Source organism: Pseudomonas sp. FP2309, from assembly GCF_030687575.1.
Taxonomy (GTDB): Bacteria; Pseudomonadota; Gammaproteobacteria; order Pseudomonadales; family Pseudomonadaceae; genus Aquipseudomonas.
In genome coordinates this window covers 2,521,299-2,537,672 of record NZ_CP117439.1, presented here as the reverse complement: position 1 = coordinate 2,537,672, position 16,374 = coordinate 2,521,299, and the positions used below count along the sequence as shown (strand labels likewise).

Annotated in this window: 13 protein-coding genes and 2 riboswitches; of the genes, 4 read left to right on the top strand and 9 right to left on the bottom strand. The window is 63.2% G+C overall.

Annotation, left to right across the window (positions count from 1 at the left end; genetic code table 11):
• Positions 1-3: 3 nt before the first annotated feature.
• The 8 genes from PSH59_RS11590 to cobW form a co-directional block, all read right to left on the bottom strand.
• A complete protein-coding gene (locus tag PSH59_RS11590; protein ID WP_305395103.1) occupies positions 4-2,310 on the bottom strand; it encodes a DUF2235 domain-containing protein in 2,307 nt (768 codons plus the stop codon).
• Positions 2,298-2,828: a DUF3304 domain-containing protein gene (locus tag PSH59_RS11585; RefSeq protein ID WP_370694402.1), complete on the bottom strand. Its 531-nt coding sequence runs from the start codon at positions 2,826-2,828 to the stop codon at positions 2,298-2,300. The genes PSH59_RS11590 and PSH59_RS11585 overlap by 13 nt, the downstream gene beginning before the upstream one ends.
• Complete coding sequence (locus PSH59_RS11580; RefSeq protein ID WP_305395102.1) at positions 2,825-3,625, bottom strand: DUF4123 domain-containing protein; 801 nt, start codon at positions 3,623-3,625, stop codon at positions 2,825-2,827. Before PSH59_RS11580 ends, PSH59_RS11585 begins: the two co-directional genes overlap by 4 nt.
• Positions 3,622-6,024 (bottom strand): type VI secretion system Vgr family protein, encoded by a 2,403-nt coding sequence (locus PSH59_RS11575; protein WP_305395101.1) that lies wholly within the window; start codon positions 6,022-6,024, stop codon positions 3,622-3,624. The genes PSH59_RS11580 and PSH59_RS11575 overlap by 4 nt, the downstream gene beginning before the upstream one ends.
• A 77-nt stretch (positions 6,025-6,101) precedes the next feature.
• The gene (locus tag PSH59_RS11570) at positions 6,102-6,737 is read right to left on the bottom strand and encodes a VWA domain-containing protein (RefSeq protein WP_305395100.1); all 636 of its coding nucleotides are present in this window, start codon (positions 6,735-6,737) and stop codon (positions 6,102-6,104) included.
• 53 nt (positions 6,738-6,790) lie between these two features.
• Entirely contained in the window at positions 6,791-7,795 is a 1,005-nt protein-coding gene (locus PSH59_RS11565; RefSeq protein WP_305395099.1) for an ATP-binding protein, read from the bottom strand.
• Positions 7,796-7,935: 140 nt separating this feature from the next.
• Positions 7,936-11,697 carry a cobaltochelatase subunit CobN gene (gene cobN, locus PSH59_RS11560; protein WP_305395098.1) on the bottom strand — a complete coding sequence of 1,254 codons (3,762 nt, stop codon included), beginning with the start codon at positions 11,695-11,697 and terminating at the stop codon, positions 7,936-7,938.
• 3 nt (positions 11,698-11,700) lie between these two features.
• Entirely contained in the window at positions 11,701-12,762 is a 1,062-nt protein-coding gene (cobW, locus tag PSH59_RS11555) for a cobalamin biosynthesis protein CobW (protein ID WP_305395097.1), read from the bottom strand.
• Positions 12,763-12,854: 92 nt separating this feature from the next.
• Positions 12,855-13,055, bottom strand: a riboswitch (cobalamin riboswitch).
• A 41-nt stretch (positions 13,056-13,096) separates the two neighbouring features.
• Positions 13,097-13,314: riboswitch (cobalamin riboswitch) on the top strand.
• Positions 13,315-13,410: 96 nt separating this feature from the next.
• On the opposite strand from cobW, the gene PSH59_RS11550 reads away from it, so the two are divergent.
• From PSH59_RS11550 to cobM, 4 genes are all read left to right on the top strand, one after another.
• A complete protein-coding gene (locus tag PSH59_RS11550; protein ID WP_248082527.1) occupies positions 13,411-13,599 on the top strand; it encodes a CbtB-domain containing protein in 189 nt (62 codons plus the stop codon).
• 11 nt (positions 13,600-13,610) lie between these two features.
• Positions 13,611-14,315, top strand: coding sequence for a CbtA family protein (locus PSH59_RS11545; protein ID WP_305395096.1), 705 nt, complete (start codon positions 13,611-13,613; stop codon positions 14,313-14,315).
• Positions 14,312-14,704 carry a cobalamin biosynthesis protein gene (locus PSH59_RS11540; RefSeq protein ID WP_305395095.1) on the top strand — a complete coding sequence of 131 codons (393 nt, stop codon included), beginning with the start codon at positions 14,312-14,314 and terminating at the stop codon, positions 14,702-14,704. Before PSH59_RS11545 ends, PSH59_RS11540 begins: the two co-directional genes overlap by 4 nt.
• 70 nt (positions 14,705-14,774) lie before the next feature.
• A complete protein-coding gene (gene cobM, locus PSH59_RS11535; protein WP_248082533.1) occupies positions 14,775-15,521 on the top strand; it encodes a precorrin-4 C(11)-methyltransferase in 747 nt (248 codons plus the stop codon).
• Positions 15,522-15,708: 187 nt separating this feature from the next.
• On the opposite strand, the gene nfuA is transcribed toward cobM, so the two are convergent.
• Positions 15,709-16,293, bottom strand: a complete 585-nt coding sequence (gene nfuA, locus PSH59_RS11530) for a Fe-S biogenesis protein NfuA (RefSeq protein ID WP_248082535.1) — start codon at positions 16,291-16,293, stop codon at positions 15,709-15,711.
• Positions 16,294-16,374 lie beyond the last annotated feature (81 nt).

Sequence of the window (16,374 nt, the reverse complement as noted above, 5' to 3'; positions counted from 1 at the left end):
GAATCAGATCTGTACATTGCTCACCTCGCCGAGCCTGGCGTAATAGGCCGCCCAGTGCGCATCGATGGCCTTGTGAGCCTCAGCCAAACGGTGGGCTTCCATGACCGGGGGTGAAGTTGCAATGACCGCATTCGAGGCAGGTAACGCTGTGATGTCGGCGAGCATCGTCGCTTGGGTTTCGGGATTGAGCGCGAGCTCTCTTCTGCTGGCTTCACCGAAGAACACCATGCGCTCACGGAAATAGCTGCCCATCGGCTCACGGCCCAATGAATAAAGAAACCAGGCGCGGGAGTCGTGGACCTGGTCATCAAACAGCGCACGCAACAGCTCCACCGGTTCATTGGGGTTGGCGGTTTTGTGTACGCGACCATAGGCGTCGGCAGTCAGCCGATTGCGGTAACCAGCGGGCGGCGCAAACAGTTGGTCGACCCTGGCCTGCCCTGCCGCTTTCATTTGCCGGCACTCAACGCGGGCGTCGGCGGTGATGATGCGCAGCACCACCAAGGGCGGCGTGTTCGCCGGTAACACTCGACTCAGGCTGGAGGCCAGGTGATCGGGGTCGCGGTAGGCTGCACCAAACTCCTCGGCGGCCTCGCGCAATTGGGTTTGCCCCATGTCGGCATCGAAGTCCTTGACCCCGGGTTCCAGTGGCCTTTTCGGCGTGCGGCCTTCGCGCTCGATAGCGAGTTGCTGGCGACGGCGTTTTTCGACGGCAGCCTGATTTTGATTGCGTTGGGTCCTGGCTTTTTCACGAGCCACCGTATCGGCTTCAGTATCGCTTGCCTGGAGGTAGAACGGAGTCTGTTTGAGGCTGGCAAGAGCGTAGCGATTGATGCGCCAGGCGGTGATCCAGCCTAACTGGGTCCGTGCGGCCTGTTCCAAGGTGGCGGTGGACGTGAGGGGCTGGTAGCGTTCTATTTGTTCTGTGGGTAGAGGTTGATTGACCGGCGGTAGACCCAAGGTTAGCTGGCGCCAGGCGTTGAAGCGCTCGACTAAAATAGGCGCAGTAATAAATTCTAAAACGACTTCGGGGGCCATTGCCCGCCATGGCTCATGGCCTAGTCCGATTGGTAACATTTTTTTTGGAACCTTTAACGGTGCGCCATGTGCAAAAGCATCCGCATACAAATCATTCAAGGATATTTGCGACAACAACAAATGATCGCTTTCGCCGTTAGCCTTCCCCTGATCCCCCGGCGGATACCCTCCCCCCAAATCCGAATGCACCCCTGGATAAATCACCTCCACACTATTCACCGGGTAAGCACCACTCTCGCGCCGTATCGACTCCAGCGGAAAACACAGTCGCTGCTCAAACGCCGCCGTCAGGTGCAGGCAGCGCTTGACCAGCCCACCACCGGGCAGTTCCTGATTGCCATCGGCCCAGCTCATATGCCCATCCGCCCCCGGCAGGATGTCGGCGATGCCCACCGAGGCCACGGTGTCCAACAACCCCAGGTATTCCACGCTCAGGGGTAGTTCCAGATCACCCAGCTTCAAGTTCGGGCGGTAACGCATCAATGTATTCAGCCAACTGACAAACGCCCGCGCTGCCGCTGCCCCCCTGGAAAAACCGTAGACATACACCTTCAGACCCAACAGTTTTGAAGAGCCCGGATTCGGTTGCGCCAAGGCCAGGCGCAACGGCTGTTCGATCAACGTGAGTTGCTTGTTGAACACCGTCGCCCGGTTGGCCTGGCCCTTGATGGATTCCAGCCCTGGCAACGTGCCCATGGCCTGGACCGCTGCCCTCAGGCTCATGTTGTCCTGTCGCGGCAGGCCCAGCGTGCGCCGCAGGGCATCGATCAGCATCAGCAGGGCCCAATTGATCCGCTCTTCGCCAAACCAGGCCCCGGCCAGCCCGGCAGTGGTGTAGTTGAGGTCGCCCACCTCCGCAAACGGTGTGCCGACGCCAGGCATGTAGTACTTGAAGTACTGGCCGTTGCCGGTGCCTGGCGCGTCGGTCAACCGCTGGGCTCTGTCGTTGTGCCCGGTCCCACCGGCATGACCCGCTCCGACGGTGGCCCGAAACAGCCGGGCGATGTTCGTCGGATGCACTGTCGCAGATTCGTACAGGTCGTTGTTCAGGTTATTGCCGGTACCGTCGAAGAACAGGCTGACGTGCAAGGTCTTGCAGCACGGTGGCGTTACCCGGCGACCGGCGGCCAGACACAGTGCATCGTGATAACCCCGCTCCTGCTCGCACTGGCGCAGGATATTTTGCTGAACCTGCCCAACCCGACGGGGCAGACGCCCCTCCAGAGGAAACGGTGGCGGGTAGCAGACACTGGCATGTTTCATTTCGGACATGACTGAGGCTCCGGCAACTGCAGAGGGGTTTTGATCGGGTATTCGGGACTGCCGTAGGCGTAGCAGGAGGTGGTGACCTGGATGTCATCGCAGGGCAGGAAGTGAACGGTGAGGCCGCAGACTTTCTGGCCTGTGTAGTCGGGAACAGGGACTATTTTGGTGAGTTGGCGTTTTTGGGAGTCGATCTTTTCGATCCACGCATAGTATTTTTCCCGATCCGCGAAGCCTGGAAATCCAGCTGAACTACCCGCCCCACTCTCCCAATCAACACGCACCGTCATCCCCGGCCGCCAACGCGCCGGGGCGACATAACAGCAGCCGCCCCCACCGCCCTGATACGGACCAATGATGTCGATGCCTGAGCGGCCATCGACACTGAATCGGTTGATCGCCCAGTGGGTGTGATTGATCGCCTCGAGCGTGCTGGCCAAACCGTTTTGCGCACACAAAGCGCCCGCCAAAGCACCGAGCATGGCAAGGCGAGGTCTGCCGTCCCTGGATCTGTACATACCGTTCATGTCCTGTCTTCGCTGGGGTGTGGCGCGCAAAGGGTGCGCAACCTGTCGAGGGTGTGGGCTTGACGCTCGGGCGCCAGCAACAACCCCACATGGGTGGCGTCGAGCATGGCGGCGTAGCACGCTTGAAAGTGCTGCTCGGCGCTCCACTCAGGCGGCAGTGCATCGGCCAGGCTCACCATGGCTGTCGTGGCGTCACTGGCGCAGCACAGCGTTTCCAGTTGTTTATCGCTGAGTTCAATCGGTGCAAGGTCCTCCGGCAGCTCCAGCGCATCGACCCTCCCCTTGAGCTGCCTGGGAATGCCGTCGCGATCCAGCCAACTCCAGAACACAGCAGGACACAGCAACCGGTGTTGCTGCTCGGGTTCAAGTACATGGCTGAACAGCAACGGGAAAACACGCGGGTCGTAGTAACGCAGCAAGCCCAGGTGCCCACCATTGCGCACTTCCAGGCATTGCCCCAGGTGTTCGGCCAATTCCTGGAAAGGCCAGAAGGAGGCCAGCACCAGCAGCTGGGAGCGCCCCTTCAGCGCTTGCGCCAGCCCGAGAAGCCACTGGCGTTGCAGGGGTTGCGCCAGGTCGACACGCACCAGCAACGGCGCCAGCTCGCTGGCGGCGGCCTCAGGCAAGCCGGTAAATAACGAGTGCCAAGGCAGTGCAGGCTCCACGCCAAGTACGCTGGGCAATAAAGGAGACTCGCTGCCGGCCTGATCGATGATGATATCCAGGCAGGTGACGGACACTTCTGCGCAGGAGACTTCCAGCAGTTCTATCCAGGTATCGCAAGGAGCCGCACTCATGCTTGCACCTCCCTGGGAACGAAGCCTTGTCCGGTGGCCTGCGCCTTCCTCAGGCATTCCTTGCAAACCGAGCCGGGCAACTCCGGCAACGGAAATTGCTCACTGGTCCCCGGATTCAAACGATGTTTGCCCTTGAGACTGAGCAAACCCGGGCCATGAATATGGATATCGCCTTGCGGCGTAAGCCGGATATAGGCACCTCCACAGCCCAGGGTGATGCCATTTTTGGCCGTCAGTTGCAGATGGCCCTGTACCGACTGTTGAGTGATGTCCTGTTGGGCAATCAGCTTCATCACGTCGCCGTGGGATTCGATCTCCAGGGGGCCCTTGCCGGAAACCAGGCGCATGCCTTCTTGCTGGGCCAATAGGGAGATGGCTTCGTTTGCATGGACCGACAGGCGCTGGGCGGCGGCCAGGTTGATCTCATCGCTGCTTTGCACGTACAGCGACTTGCCGCTTTTGAGCAGCATACTGGCCGGTGTCACCGCACCAATGCCCTCGGGCGCACTGAGCAGCATGGCCGAGGCGCTGAGGTCCTTGGCACTGTCCTGAAACTGCTGCAAACCCTCGATTGCCGGCTGATGACTATGGTGAGCCTGGGCGATTTCCTGCCAGTCGGCGATTTGCTGCTTTGCATCTGCCACCTCCCCTGAGGCAGGTGCCATGGCCAGCATGTTATCCGAAGCCATCGCCTGCTCATCGGCACTGATAAACAAACCCTTGCCACCACGAATCGCTCCCCAACCATCGGTGCGCAGCTCGAAACCTTCACCACGCTTTTCGCGTCCGGCATCCACCAGATGCCCAAGATTGAGCTGGCTCTTGCCACTGTGCTCGGTACTCAGCTTCACGTGCTCCTGCCCGCGCGTGTCATCCATGCGCAGTTTGTTATTGGCCGGCGTGCGCAGCACATTGCGTTTGTAGTTGCGCAGGGTGACGTGATCGGGGTGCTCACTGTCGTGCAGGGCATGGGCGATGTAGGGGCGGTCCGGGTCGCCCTGTTCGAAGGCCACCGCCACTTCGGTGCCGGCCAGCAGCGGTAAATGCAGGCCGTGGGTGTCGCCGGCGTAGGGCCGCGCCAGGCGTAGCCACACGCTTTCTTCACCGGCCTTCCAGCTATCGCGATCGAACAGAAAATGGACCTTGTAGCGGCCTTCGAGGTCGATGTGGCCGTAGGGGTCATTGGCCTCCGGGCTGCTGACACGGGCCGGTACAGTCCCGGCGATTTGCGGCTTTTGCTCCACTTGCGGACGAAAGCACACGGTCTCCGAATAGGGCATGCCGGTAAAACTGGCGACGAAACTGCGGTCGCGGGCGGCTTTGGTTTTAAGGCCCGTGATCACAACGCGAGGGCTAAACGCCTGGGGGGCGCCGCCGGTGATGGTGAGCACCTGGCCCGGCGCCAGGGTGGCGCTGCTGCTCACGCCGCTGAGTTGCGTCTGCTCATTGAGGTAGCGTTCGTGGCTCAGGCGTGCGTAGAAATAGCCGCATCCACCTTGCAGGTCTTCGTGCTGATCGATTGGGTCACCCAGGGCCGTGTAGGGTTCGGCGTAGTGGTAGGCCTCGCCGTAGGTGGTGGTCGCGCCACGGGTCTGGTCGACCTCGGCGCTCAGGTAAGCGTTGGCATGCCGGTGGTGGTAAGTGCGCACATGCACCTGCTGCTCCACCACCTGATGGTTGGACTGCAGCGCCCATACCCCATCCTCGCCGCTGCTGCCCAGCCCGGATTGCGGGCGATACGGCAGCTTGATGTCGAATTCATAGAAGATTTGACTGTCGCAAAACTCGACGACGTCGATGCGCAGGCGCTCGTCGCTGGTGAAGCGGTACCAGATGCCGACATCAGCGAGCAGGCGAGCGATGAATTTCAGGTCACTTTCACCGTATTGCATGACCTGTTCACGCTTGGGGTGTTCGCATGCCAATCTGAAGAAAAAGTCCTGGCCTTCCAGGTCGTGACGACCGCGCAGAATGCTCTCGACGATTTCAGGCACCGACTGATGCTGGTAGATACGGAACTGCCGGCCACGGTCGAGCAGGGCCAGACGTGGCTGCAAGGTAATCTCGTAGACAGCCTGGTCGTTGGACCCGGACAGGCGTTTGAAGCCCGTGACCACGCCATACAGCGTACGCAGCGGTTTGATGGGCGGCGGGTTCAGGCTAAACAGCGGCAGCGTTCGGGGCGCGGCGTGCAGACTGAAACTGGCGTCCTGGCCGAGCAGGCTGTCGGCGGCCAGGTCACGTTCGGTGCTGGTGAACTCCACCCGATAAAGGAACGGCTGACTCAGGTGCTCCTGGCCGTCGAAGGCCAGGACATCGAGCTGGGCCGCCAGGTTGCGGACCCACAAAATGTGGCGGGTATGGTCGAAAAAAACGCTTGGTGAAACGCTGGAAGCCATGTCTCCAATCCCTGAGCTGCGAAAGCCCAAAGAGTAAAGATTGGTTATCGGTGATTAATGTCGGAAGATTCGACTTTTTAAGGAGGACGCTTCCCGATCTCGCCCTGGCCCTGGAAGCTGTCGATATGCCGATAGTCCAACTGCAACCCAACCGCCAGCGCTTGCGCCCGCCCCAACCGGATCGGGCCCCGCTCGATATCCACCAGCACCCCCGCACAGTCCAGCGCCGGCAAGCCGTTGATGTGCTTGAGTCGCCCGTCGGTAATGACCAGCACCTTCTGTTGCTCGGCCGGAAAACGCTTTCGCCGCGCCGCCAGCCACTGCTGCGCCTGGGTCAAGGCCGCCAGCAAGGGCGTCCCGCCACCCGCCCCCAACTGCGCCAGCCAACCCGTCAAGCCTTTCGCCGCCTTGAGCCCTTGCACCTGCCAGGCGGGCGATTGGCCGCTGGCGGTCAACAGCGCCATGCGCGCCCGTTGCCGATAAGCGTCGTCAAACAGCTGGGCCAGCAGGCCCTTGGCATCGGTCAGGGCACGATGTCGTCGCGTGGACGCGGAGGCGTCGACAATCACCAGCCATAACTGATGCTCCGAACGACTGCGCAGGTGAAACCGCAGATCCTCGCGGCAGCGCGGCCGCCCTCCAAGCAGGGTGCCCGGCCAATTGATCGAACCCTGTTGTACGCTGCGAGCCTTGCCTTGCCTGCCTCTGTCCAATCGCCCCGCCTGGGGCCGGGCATCCGCCGCCGCGTCGGGTCGGGGACGAATGCCTAGGGCTTTTTTGGCCAGGTGGGCACCTCGCGGCGCGCCCCTGTAGGCAGGGGCGGCGCGGGCATGTCGCCCCACTGGCCCTGGCCGGGTGAGGTGTCGGAGGGTTGCGGTTGCGGGCGCTGGCCCTGATCCGGCGGGCTGGCCGGTGGCGACGAATCCTGGCGACGATGACGCAACGCAAATTCGGCCACGGCTTCGATGTCTTCCTCCGCGATTTCATCCGCGCCACGCCACGCCGCATGGGCTCTGGCCCCGCGCAGCCAGACGAGGTCGGCCCGCAGCCCGTCGACGCCGGCGGCAAAGCAGCGCTCGGTGATCTGCGCCAGCGCCCGGTCATCCAGGGCAATCCGCTCGAGCCGCGCCCGCGCCGCCGTGCAGCGCTCACGCAACGCGGTTTGTGCGGCTGCCCACTGCGCGCAGAACGCTTGCGGATCGCTGTCGAAATCCAGGCGTCGGCGGATGATCTGCCCGCGCTCGGCCGGCAAGGTTTGCCCACTCAGGGCCACATTAAAACCGAAGCGGTCGAGCAACTGCGGGCGTAACTCGCCCTCCTCCGGGTTCATCGTGCCGATCAGCACAAAACGCGCTGAATGCCGATGGGAGATACCGTCCCGCTCAATCAGGTTGGTGCCACTGGCGGCCACGTCGAGCAACAGGTCCACCAAGTGATCGGCGAGCAAATTGACCTCGTCGACGTACAGCACGCCGCCATCGGCCTTGGCCAGTACCCCAGGCGAAAACTGCGCGCGGCCTTCACTCAGCGCCGCGTCCAGATCAAGGGTGCCGACCAGGCGCTCTTCGGTGGCGCCCAAGGGCAGCGTGACAAACTGCCCGCTGGCCAACAGGTCGGCCAGGCCACGGGCCAGGGTGGACTTGGCCATGCCGCGCGGACCTTCGATCAGCACGCCGCCGATCTTTGGGTCGATGGCGGTCAGGCACAGCGCCAGTTTCAACGCGTCGGCGCCGACCACGGCGGACAGCGGGAAGTGGGGAATATCAGTCATCCGAGCTCTCTTTAATTCTGCAATACAGGCAAACATCCTGGATGAGTGGGCCTTGTGTCATGAGCACACCTTTTGTACGTAACAGGCCTGAAGCAGGCACCCGGCCCGTTTTTGTGGTGAGCGGGCCCGGCATCGCCGTCTCAACTGTCTTCTTCTATATCCAGCAACAGGTTTTCCAGCGCCTCGCGGTACGCCCCCGGCTCCTGCCATTGGCCACGCTGCTGGGCTTCCAGCATGCGTTCAGTCATGTCCCGCAACGCGGCGGGGTTGTGCTGTTGCACAAAGGCCCGAGTGTCCGGGTCGAGCAGGTAAGCGTCGGTGAGCAAGGCGTATTGATGATCGTCGATCAAGCCGGTGGTGGCGTCGAAGGCGAACAGGTTGTCCACGGTTGCGGCCATTTCGAACGCGCCTTTGTAACCGTGGCGCTTCACCCCGTCGATCCACTTGGGGTTGGCGGCGCGGGAGCGGATTACCCGGTTGAGCTCTTCCTTCAAGGTGCGAACCTTTGGTAAGTCCGGCTGGCTATGGTCGCCATGGTAGCTGGCCGCCTTGTCACCGCTGAGGGTTTCCACGGCGGCAAGCATGCCGCCCTGGAATTGGTAGTAGTCGTTGGAATCGAGCAGGTCATGCTCGCGGTTGTCCTGGTTGTGCAATACGGCCTGCACCTGGCTCAAGCGCCTGGCGAATTGGCCACGGGCGGCGGTGCCTTCATCGGAACCGCCATAGGCGTAGCCGCCCCAGTTCAGGTAGACCTGCGCCAAGTCCTCACGGCTTTGCCACAGGCGCCCGTCAATTGCGCCTTGCACGCCGGCGCCATAGGCACCGGGCTTGGCGCCGAAGATGCGCCAACCGGCCTGTTTCGCGGCGGTGTCGACATCCACGCCGGAGGCGAGCAAGGCCAGGCGCTCACTGCGCACCTTGGCTGCCAACGGGTTCATATCGTCCGGCTCGTCCAGCGCCGCCACCGCCTGCACCGCCGCGTCGAACAAACGGATCAGGTTGGCGAATGCATCGCGGAAAAACCCGGACACACGCAAGGTCACGTCGACGCGCGGGCGGTCCAGCAGGCTGATGGGCAGGATCTCAAAGTCATCCACGCGCTGGCTGCCCGTGGCCCACACCGGACGCACGCCCATCAACGCCATGGCCTGGGCGATGTCATCGCCGCCGGTACGCATGGTCGCGGTGCCCCATACCGACAGGCCGAGTTGACGCAAGTGGTCACCATGATCCTGCAGATGCCGCTCCAGAATCAGGTTCGCCGACTGGAAGCCGATGCGCCAGGCCGTGGTGGTGGGCAGGTTGCGCACGTCCACGCTGAAAAAGTTGCGCCCCGTGGGCAGCACATCCAGACGCCCACGGCTCGGCGCGCCGCTGGGCCCTGCCGGCACGAAGCGGCCGCCCAGGGCGTCGAGCAAACCGCGCATTTCCGCCGGGCCGCAGGCATCCAGGCGCGGCGCCACCACGATGCGCAGGCTTTCGATCACCGCCTTCACGTCTTCCCAGCCGGGCTCTTCCAGCTGTTCCAGAGGGCCTTCCAGCGCCTGCTCGATCAACCGTGCCGCATACAACTCCAAGCGCTCTCGGGTGTCCCCGGCCGTGCGCCACAGTTGCGCATCGATACTCTGCAACACCGCCGGACGCGGCCCTGACCAGGGCTCGGCCAGGGCGCAGTCGAGCGGATCGAACCCCAGCGCGAACGCTTTGGCCAGCACCCGCAGCAGGCTCGATTGCGGACCACGGCCGTCGCCACGCGGGATGCGCAGCAAGGCCAGCAAGGTATCGATGCGCAGGCGGCCGGCGGGCGACTCGCCAAAGATATGCAAGCCGTCGCGGATCTGCGATTCCTTCAGGTCGCACAGGTAGGTGTCCAGGCGCGGCAGCCAGATCGCCGCGTCGGCGTCGCCGTCCAGCTCCAGCTCCTTGTCGATACGGGTTTCGCGCACCAGCTTGAGAATGTCTTTTTGCAGCTCACGGGCGCGGCGCGGGTCGAGCAGTTGTGCCTCGTAATACTCGTCCGCCAACAGCTCCAAGTCCCGCAGCGGCCCGTAGGTTTCGGCGCGGGTCAGCGGCGGCATCAGGTGATCGATGATCACCGCCTGGGTACGCCGCTTGGCCTGGGCGCCCTCGCCCGGGTCGTTGACGATAAACGGGTAGATATTCGGCAGCGGGCCCAACAGCGCGTCGGGCCAGCAGTTTTCCGACAGCCCCACGCCTTTGCCCGGCAGCCATTCGAGGTTGCCATGCTTGCCGACGTGGATCACGCCGTGGGCGCCGTAGGTGTGGCGCAACCAGAAATAGAACGCCAGGTAGCCGTGGGGCGGCACCAGGTCCGGGTCGTGGTACACCGCGCTGGCGTCCACTTGATAACCGCGCGCCGGCTGGATGCCGACGAACGTCAGGCCCAGGCGCAGGCCGGCGATCATCATGCGGCCGTCACGGCACATCGGGTCGTTGTGGGGCGTCCCCCAGCGTTCCAGCACGGCCTGGCGATTGGCCTCGGGCAAGCGCTGGAACATCGCCTCATAGTCGTCCAGGCCCAGGCTTTGGTGGCAGGGGCGCAGGTCGAGGCTGTCGAGGTCGTTGGTGACGCCGCCGAGCAGCTCATGGATCAGGGCCGTGCCGCTGTCCGGTAACGCGTGCGGCAGCGGATACCCTTCGGCTTGCAGGGCCCGCAGGATATTCAGCGCCGCCGCCGGGGTGTCCAGGCCCACCCCATTGCCGATGCGGCCATCGCGGGTCGGGTAGTTGGCCAGCACCAGCGCGATGCGTTTATCCGCGTTCGGCACCCGCGCCAGCTCGACCCAGCGCCGTGCCAGCTCGGCGACAAAATCCATGCGCTCGGGCGCGGCGCGGTAGCACACCACATCCGACTGGCTGCGCTCGCTGCGCCAGGCCAGGTCCTTGAAGCTGATCGGCCGACTGATGATGCGCCCGTCAAGCTCCGGCAAGGCAATGTGCATCGCCAGGTCGCGCGGGCCCAGGCCCTGTTCGCTGGCCTGCCAGCCGGGCTGGTTGTCTTGGGCGCAAATGGCCTGGATCACCGGGATATTGCGGCGAAACGGACGCAAATGCGGGGCTTCCGGGCTGGACTGGGCAAACCCGGTGGTGTTGAGGATCACCGCCGCGCCGACCTCGTCCAGCAGGTCCTCGACCACCGTCAGGCAGCCGGGCTCTTTAAGGCTGGCCACCGCGATCGGCAACGGGTTGAGGCCCGCGGCCTGCAAACGTTGGCAGAATACGTCAATAAAAGCGGTATTGGCCGCCTGCAAGTGGGAACGGTAGAACAACACCGCCGCCACGGGATGATCGGCCTGCCACTCCCTCTGCCAGTCATTGAGACGGGCATTGGCGCAATGGGGGTGATAAATCGCGGTGCGCGGCAGCGTTTGCGGCTCGGCCCACGGGTATTCGCGCCCCAGATAACCACTGGCCAGGCAGCGGTAAAAATCCAGCGCGTTGGCCAGGCCGCCCTGGCGCAGGAAGCGCCAGAGACGGTCGCGTTGCTCGGCGTTGACCGTGCTCAGGCCGCTGAGCTCCGGGTCTGGACGGTCATCCCCCGGCACCAGGATCAGCGTGACGCCGCGCTCGGCCAGCTCGACCAAACGCTCGATGCCGTAGCGCCAGTAGCCAATGCCGCCGTGCAGGGAGATCAGGATGACTTTGGCGTGGCACAGTACTTCGTCGACGTACAGGTCGACCGAGGCATGGTTCTGCACCTGCATCGGGTTGGCCAGGCGCAGGCTGGGATAATCCTCAGGCAACTGCTGCGCCGCTTCGGCCAGCAGCGCCAGGCTGGAATCGCCGCTGCACAGGATCACCAGCTCGGCGGGGGTTTGGCCAAGGTCGGCAATATTGTCGTCCGCGACGAAACCGCCGGGCTGGGTCCTGAGCAGGTGCATGGTTTAAACGCTGAGCGCGGCGCGCAACTGCGCTTCAAGGCTGGCGGCGTCGAGCGCCTGGCCGATCAGCACCAGGCGTGTGACGCGCGCTTCGTCGGCGCCCCAGGCACGGTCGAAGTGCTTGTCGAAACGCGTGCCCACGCCCTGGATCAGCAGGCGCATCGGTTTGTTCGGGATCGCGGCAAACCCTTTGATGCGCAGGATGCCGTGCTGCACCACCAACTGGTTCAGGGCGTTGAGCAGCAGCGCTTCGTCGGCCTGGGGCAGGTCAATGGAGATGGAGTCGAACGCATCGTGGTCGTGATCGTCTTCACCGTCGTGGTGATGATCGTGATGGCTGTGGCGACCGTCGATGTGCTCTTCGGAGCCGGCACCCAGGCCGATCAACACGTCCAGCGGCAGGCGACCGCTGCTGGCTTCGATGACTTTTACTGCCGGCGGCAGCTCTTCGGCGACTTCCAGGCGCACACGGGCCAGGTCTTCGGGGCCGATCAGGTCGGCCTTGTTGAGGATCACCAGGTCGGCACTGGCCAGTTGGTCGGCGAACAGCTCGTGCAGCGGCGATTCATGATCCAGGTTCGGGTCCAGTTTGCGCTGGGCGTCGACTTGATCAGGGAACGCGGCGAAGGTGCCGGCGGCCACGGCCGGGCTGTCGACCACGGTGATCACCGCATCAACCGTGCAGGCGCTGCGGATTTCCGGCCACTGGAAGGCTTGCACCAGGGGTTTTGGCAGCGCCAGGCCCGAAGTTTCGATAAGAATATGGTCGAGGTCGCCGCGACGGGCGACCAGCTCACGCATCACCGGGAAGAACTCTTCCTGCACGGTGCAGCACAGGCAGCCGTTGGCCAACTCGTAGACGCGGCCATTGGCTTCTTCTTCGGTGCAACCGATGGAGCACTGCTTGAGGATGTCGCCGTCGATACCCAACTCGCCGAATTCGTTGACGATCACGGCGATGCGACGGCCCTGGGCATTGTCGAGCATGTGGCGCAGCAACGTGGTTTTGCCCGAACCGAGAAAGCCGGTGACGATGGTGACGGGAAGTTTGGCCAGTGTTTTCATCGGATGCCCTTTGGGGCGGGCATACGGGACGATAGGCCCTGCGGCGCGGCGCAGAAGCGGATTTCGTCACCGGATCACCCCGCCCGGTTGAAGTAGAAAATCGGTTACGAGGCAGGTCTCCTGGCTTCGGGCTTGCGGGTCACATGACCGGCGCCGACTGCGCCTTCCCGCCGGTTCAGGCAGTGGCGTGGCAGTCGGAAAACCCTTCACAGTTGCGGGGGCAGCCGCGGCTTGAACCGCGTTCCCTTCTTAGCTTCGGCCTGGGCCGAAGAACCTCGAAGGTGCAAGGCTACAGGGGCTCGGCCCATTTGACTACCGCCGTTCTGCATGCTTTCCTACACGCCTTGTTTCGGGTGCCCTTCACAGGGTGAAACGGGAAACCGGTGCGTCATACACCTATGACCAGTCCGGTGCTGCCCCCGCAACGGTAAGCGAGCGAAGCGTCAAATCCACTGTGCATCAGCATGGGAAGGAGACGCTTGATCAGGCCCCACTCCTTCTCAGGAGCGCCCCTCGCAAGCCCGGAGACCGGCCCGAAAAATTCAGATAACAAACCCGCGGTGGGCGGGCGCTGTTCAGAACCCTGCGTGCCTGGCTCGCGGGGTTTTCATGCGCTCGTTTCACCCTGACACCTGATAGGGACGCGCCATGTCGATCATCAGCAGCACCTCGCACACCGCCAGCCAGACCACCACGCTCAGTCAACGCCTGACCGCCGCCATCGGCGCGTCGATCCTCGGCGCGTGCCTGGTGTATTTCGCCGGTTTCTCGCATATCGAGGCGGTGCACAACGCCGCCCACGATACCCGCCACAGCGCCGCGTTCCCGTGCCATTGAGAGCTGACGACATGATCAAGCGTATTGCGCAAACCGCAGGGTTCAGCGGCCTGCTGGCCGCCCTGCTGCTGACCCTGCTGCAAAGCTTCTGGGTCGCCCCGCTGATTCTGCAGGCGGAAACCTTTGAACACGCCCCGGCAGCCGCCGAAGTGGCGCATGATCACGGCGCAGGGGCTGCGGCCCACAGCCACGACGCCGAAGCCTGGGAGCCGCAAGACGGCTGGCAGCGCGTGCTGTCCACCACCGGCGGCAATCTGGTGGTAGCGGTGGGTTTCGCGCTGATGCTGGCCGGTCTCTACACCTTGCGCACGCCAACCCGCACCGCTCAAGGCCTGCTGTGGGGCCTGGCCGGGTATGCGACCTTCGTGCTGGCGCCGACCCTGGGCCTGCCGCCTGAACTGCCGGGCACCGCCGCCGCCGACCTGGCACTGCGCCAGAGTTGGTGGATCGGCACAGCCGCCTCGACCGCAGCCGGCATTGCGCTGATCGTGTTCGGCCGCAATTGGCTGCTCAAAGTGCTCGGCGCGGCCATTCTCGCCGTGCCCCATGTGATTGGAGCGCCGCAACCGGAAGTGCATTCGATGCTGGCCCCAGAGGCTCTCGAAGCCCAATTCAAGATCGCGTCGCAGTTGACCAACGTGGTGTTCTGGCTCGCCCTGGGCCTGATCAGTGCCTGGCTGTTCCGCCGCAACCGCAACGACCAATACTCGGCATGACCTATGTGGTCGGCCTGGGTTGCCAGCGGGGTTGTGACGTGCACACCCTGCTGGCACTGTTTGACAGCGCCCTCGCCGAGGGCGGGATCGAGCGCCACTGCATCAGCGCGCTGGCCAGCATCGATCGCAAACAGGATGAGCCAGGGCTGCTGGCATTGGCTCAACGGCTGGGCCTGCCCTTGCACTGCTTCAGCGCCGAGCAATTGGCTGCTTATGAGGGCCGGCTTAGCCACAAGTCTGCCGTCGCGTTCGCCCATACCGGCTGTTACGGGATCGCCGAAAGCGCCGCTCTGGCCTTGGCCGAACAGCGCGGCGGCGCCCCTGCCCGACTGCTGATTACCCGCAAAAAAACCACGCAGGTCACCTTCGCGCTGGCCTGCGCCGATTAGAATCCCCAGAATCGCGCTTTCCGATCATGAGCAACATTCATGCTCGCCCGCTTTTTCACAGGAATTGTCCATGACCGTCTACTTCATCGGTGCCGGCCCCGGCGACCCGGAATTGATCACCGTCAAAGGCCAGCGCCTGATCCGCAGTTGCCCGGTGATCATTTATGCCGGCTCATTGGTGCCCGCCGCCGTCCTGGAGGGGCACCAGGCGCAGCAGGTGGTCAACAGTGCCGAACTGCACCTGGCGCAGATCATCGACCTGATCAAAGCCGCCCATGCCAACGGCCAGGACGTGGCGCGCGTGCATTCCGGCGACCCCAGCCTGTATGGCGCGATCGGCGAGCAGATCCGCCATTTGCGCGAGCTGGGCATCCCGTTCCAGATCATCCCCGGCGTCACCGCAGTGGCCGCCTGCGCGGCGTTGCTTGAGGCCGAACTGACCCTGCCGGACATCGCCCAAAGCGTGATATTGACCCGCTACGCCGACAAAACCAGCATGCCCGCCGGCGAGGACTTCGCCAGCCTGGCCCGTCACGGCACGACCATGGCGATTCATTTGGGGGTCAACCATCTGCAGAAGATCGTCGCCGAGTTGCTGCCGCACTATGGCGCCGATTGCCCGATCGCCGTGGTGCATCGGGCTACCTGGCCGGATCAGGACCTGGCGATGGGGACACTCGCTGATATCGCCGAGAAAGTGGCGGCCAAGGGGTTTCGGCGCACGGCGTTGATTGTGGTGGGTCGGGTGCTGTCAGGTGACGGTTTCAGTGAGTCGTCGCTGTATCGCGCCGGGCACGCGCACCTTTATCGATCTTGATAAACCACGCGATGTTAATCCGATAGCTCGTTGATATTTATACATAAACTATAAAAATCGTTTCGCCATGCGCGCACGCGAAAAAATTAATCCGATTTATCAAGAAAACCATTTAAACCGCTGATTCATAAGCAAAAAAAACGGCGCTCACGGGGCGCCGTTTTTTTGCTCGCAGTGAACGCCTTACTCAGTAGTAGGCGTTTTCTTTCTGCGTATGGTCAGTCACATCGCGCACGCCTTTAAGCTCGGGAATACGCTCGAGCAAGGTACGCTCGATGCCTTCACGCAGGGTCACGTCCGCCTGGCCGCAGCCCTGGCAGCCGCCGCCGAACTTCAAGACCGCAATGCCGTCATCGACCACATCGATCAGGCTGACCTGACCGCCGTGGCTGGCAAGCCCAGGGTTGATCTCGGTTTGCAGGTAGTAGTTGATGCGCTCGTTGACCGGGCTGTCGGCGTTGACGTTCGGCACCTTGGCGTTGGGCGCCTTGATGGTCAACTGGCCACCCATACGGTCGGTGGCGTAGTCGACGACCGCGTCGTCCAGGAACGCTTCGCTGAAGCTGTCGATATACGCGGTGAAGCTTTTGAGCCCCAGGGCGGTGTCTTCAGGCTTCTCTTCACCGGGCTTGCAGTAGGCAATGCAGGTCTCGGCGTATTGGGTGCCGGGCTGGGTGATGAAGACGCGGATGCCGATTCCTGGGGTGTTCTGCTTGGACAGCAGGTCAGCCAGGTAATCGTGGGCGGCGTCGGTAATGGTTATGGCAGTCATGGAAACTCCTCACAGGCTTGCCGGCAGTTTACGCCAAAATATTACGCAGGTACAAAGTCCGAGTATTTTTGTCGGAAAAGC

What these genes read in the sequence shown, in the direction of transcription:
- PSH59_RS11590 (WP_305395103.1), bottom strand. Translation starts at nt 2,310, where the DNA reads ATGTCCGAAATGAAACATGCCAGTGTCTGCTACCCGCCACCGTTTCCT.
- PSH59_RS11585 (WP_370694402.1), bottom strand. Translation starts at nt 2,828, where the DNA reads ATGAACGGTATGTACAGATCCAGGGACGGCAGACCTCGCCTTGCCATG.
- PSH59_RS11580 (WP_305395102.1), bottom strand. Translation starts at nt 3,625, where the DNA reads ATGAGTGCGGCTCCTTGCGATACCTGGATAGAACTGCTGGAAGTCTCC.
- PSH59_RS11575 (WP_305395101.1), bottom strand. Translation starts at nt 6,024, where the DNA reads ATGGCTTCCAGCGTTTCACCAAGCGTTTTTTTCGACCATACCCGCCAC.
- PSH59_RS11565 (WP_305395099.1), bottom strand. Translation starts at nt 7,795, where the DNA reads ATGACTGATATTCCCCACTTCCCGCTGTCCGCCGTGGTCGGCGCCGAC.
- cobN (WP_305395098.1), bottom strand. Translation starts at nt 11,697, where the DNA reads ATGCACCTGCTCAGGACCCAGCCCGGCGGTTTCGTCGCGGACGACAAT.
- cobW (WP_305395097.1), bottom strand. Translation starts at nt 12,762, where the DNA reads ATGAAAACACTGGCCAAACTTCCCGTCACCATCGTCACCGGCTTTCTC.
- PSH59_RS11550 (WP_248082527.1), top strand. Translation starts at nt 13,411, where the DNA reads ATGTCGATCATCAGCAGCACCTCGCACACCGCCAGCCAGACCACCACG.
- PSH59_RS11545 (WP_305395096.1), top strand. Translation starts at nt 13,611, where the DNA reads ATGATCAAGCGTATTGCGCAAACCGCAGGGTTCAGCGGCCTGCTGGCC.
- PSH59_RS11540 (WP_305395095.1), top strand. Translation starts at nt 14,312, where the DNA reads ATGACCTATGTGGTCGGCCTGGGTTGCCAGCGGGGTTGTGACGTGCAC.
- cobM (WP_248082533.1), top strand. Translation starts at nt 14,775, where the DNA reads ATGACCGTCTACTTCATCGGTGCCGGCCCCGGCGACCCGGAATTGATC.
- nfuA (WP_248082535.1), bottom strand. Translation starts at nt 16,293, where the DNA reads ATGACTGCCATAACCATTACCGACGCCGCCCACGATTACCTGGCTGAC.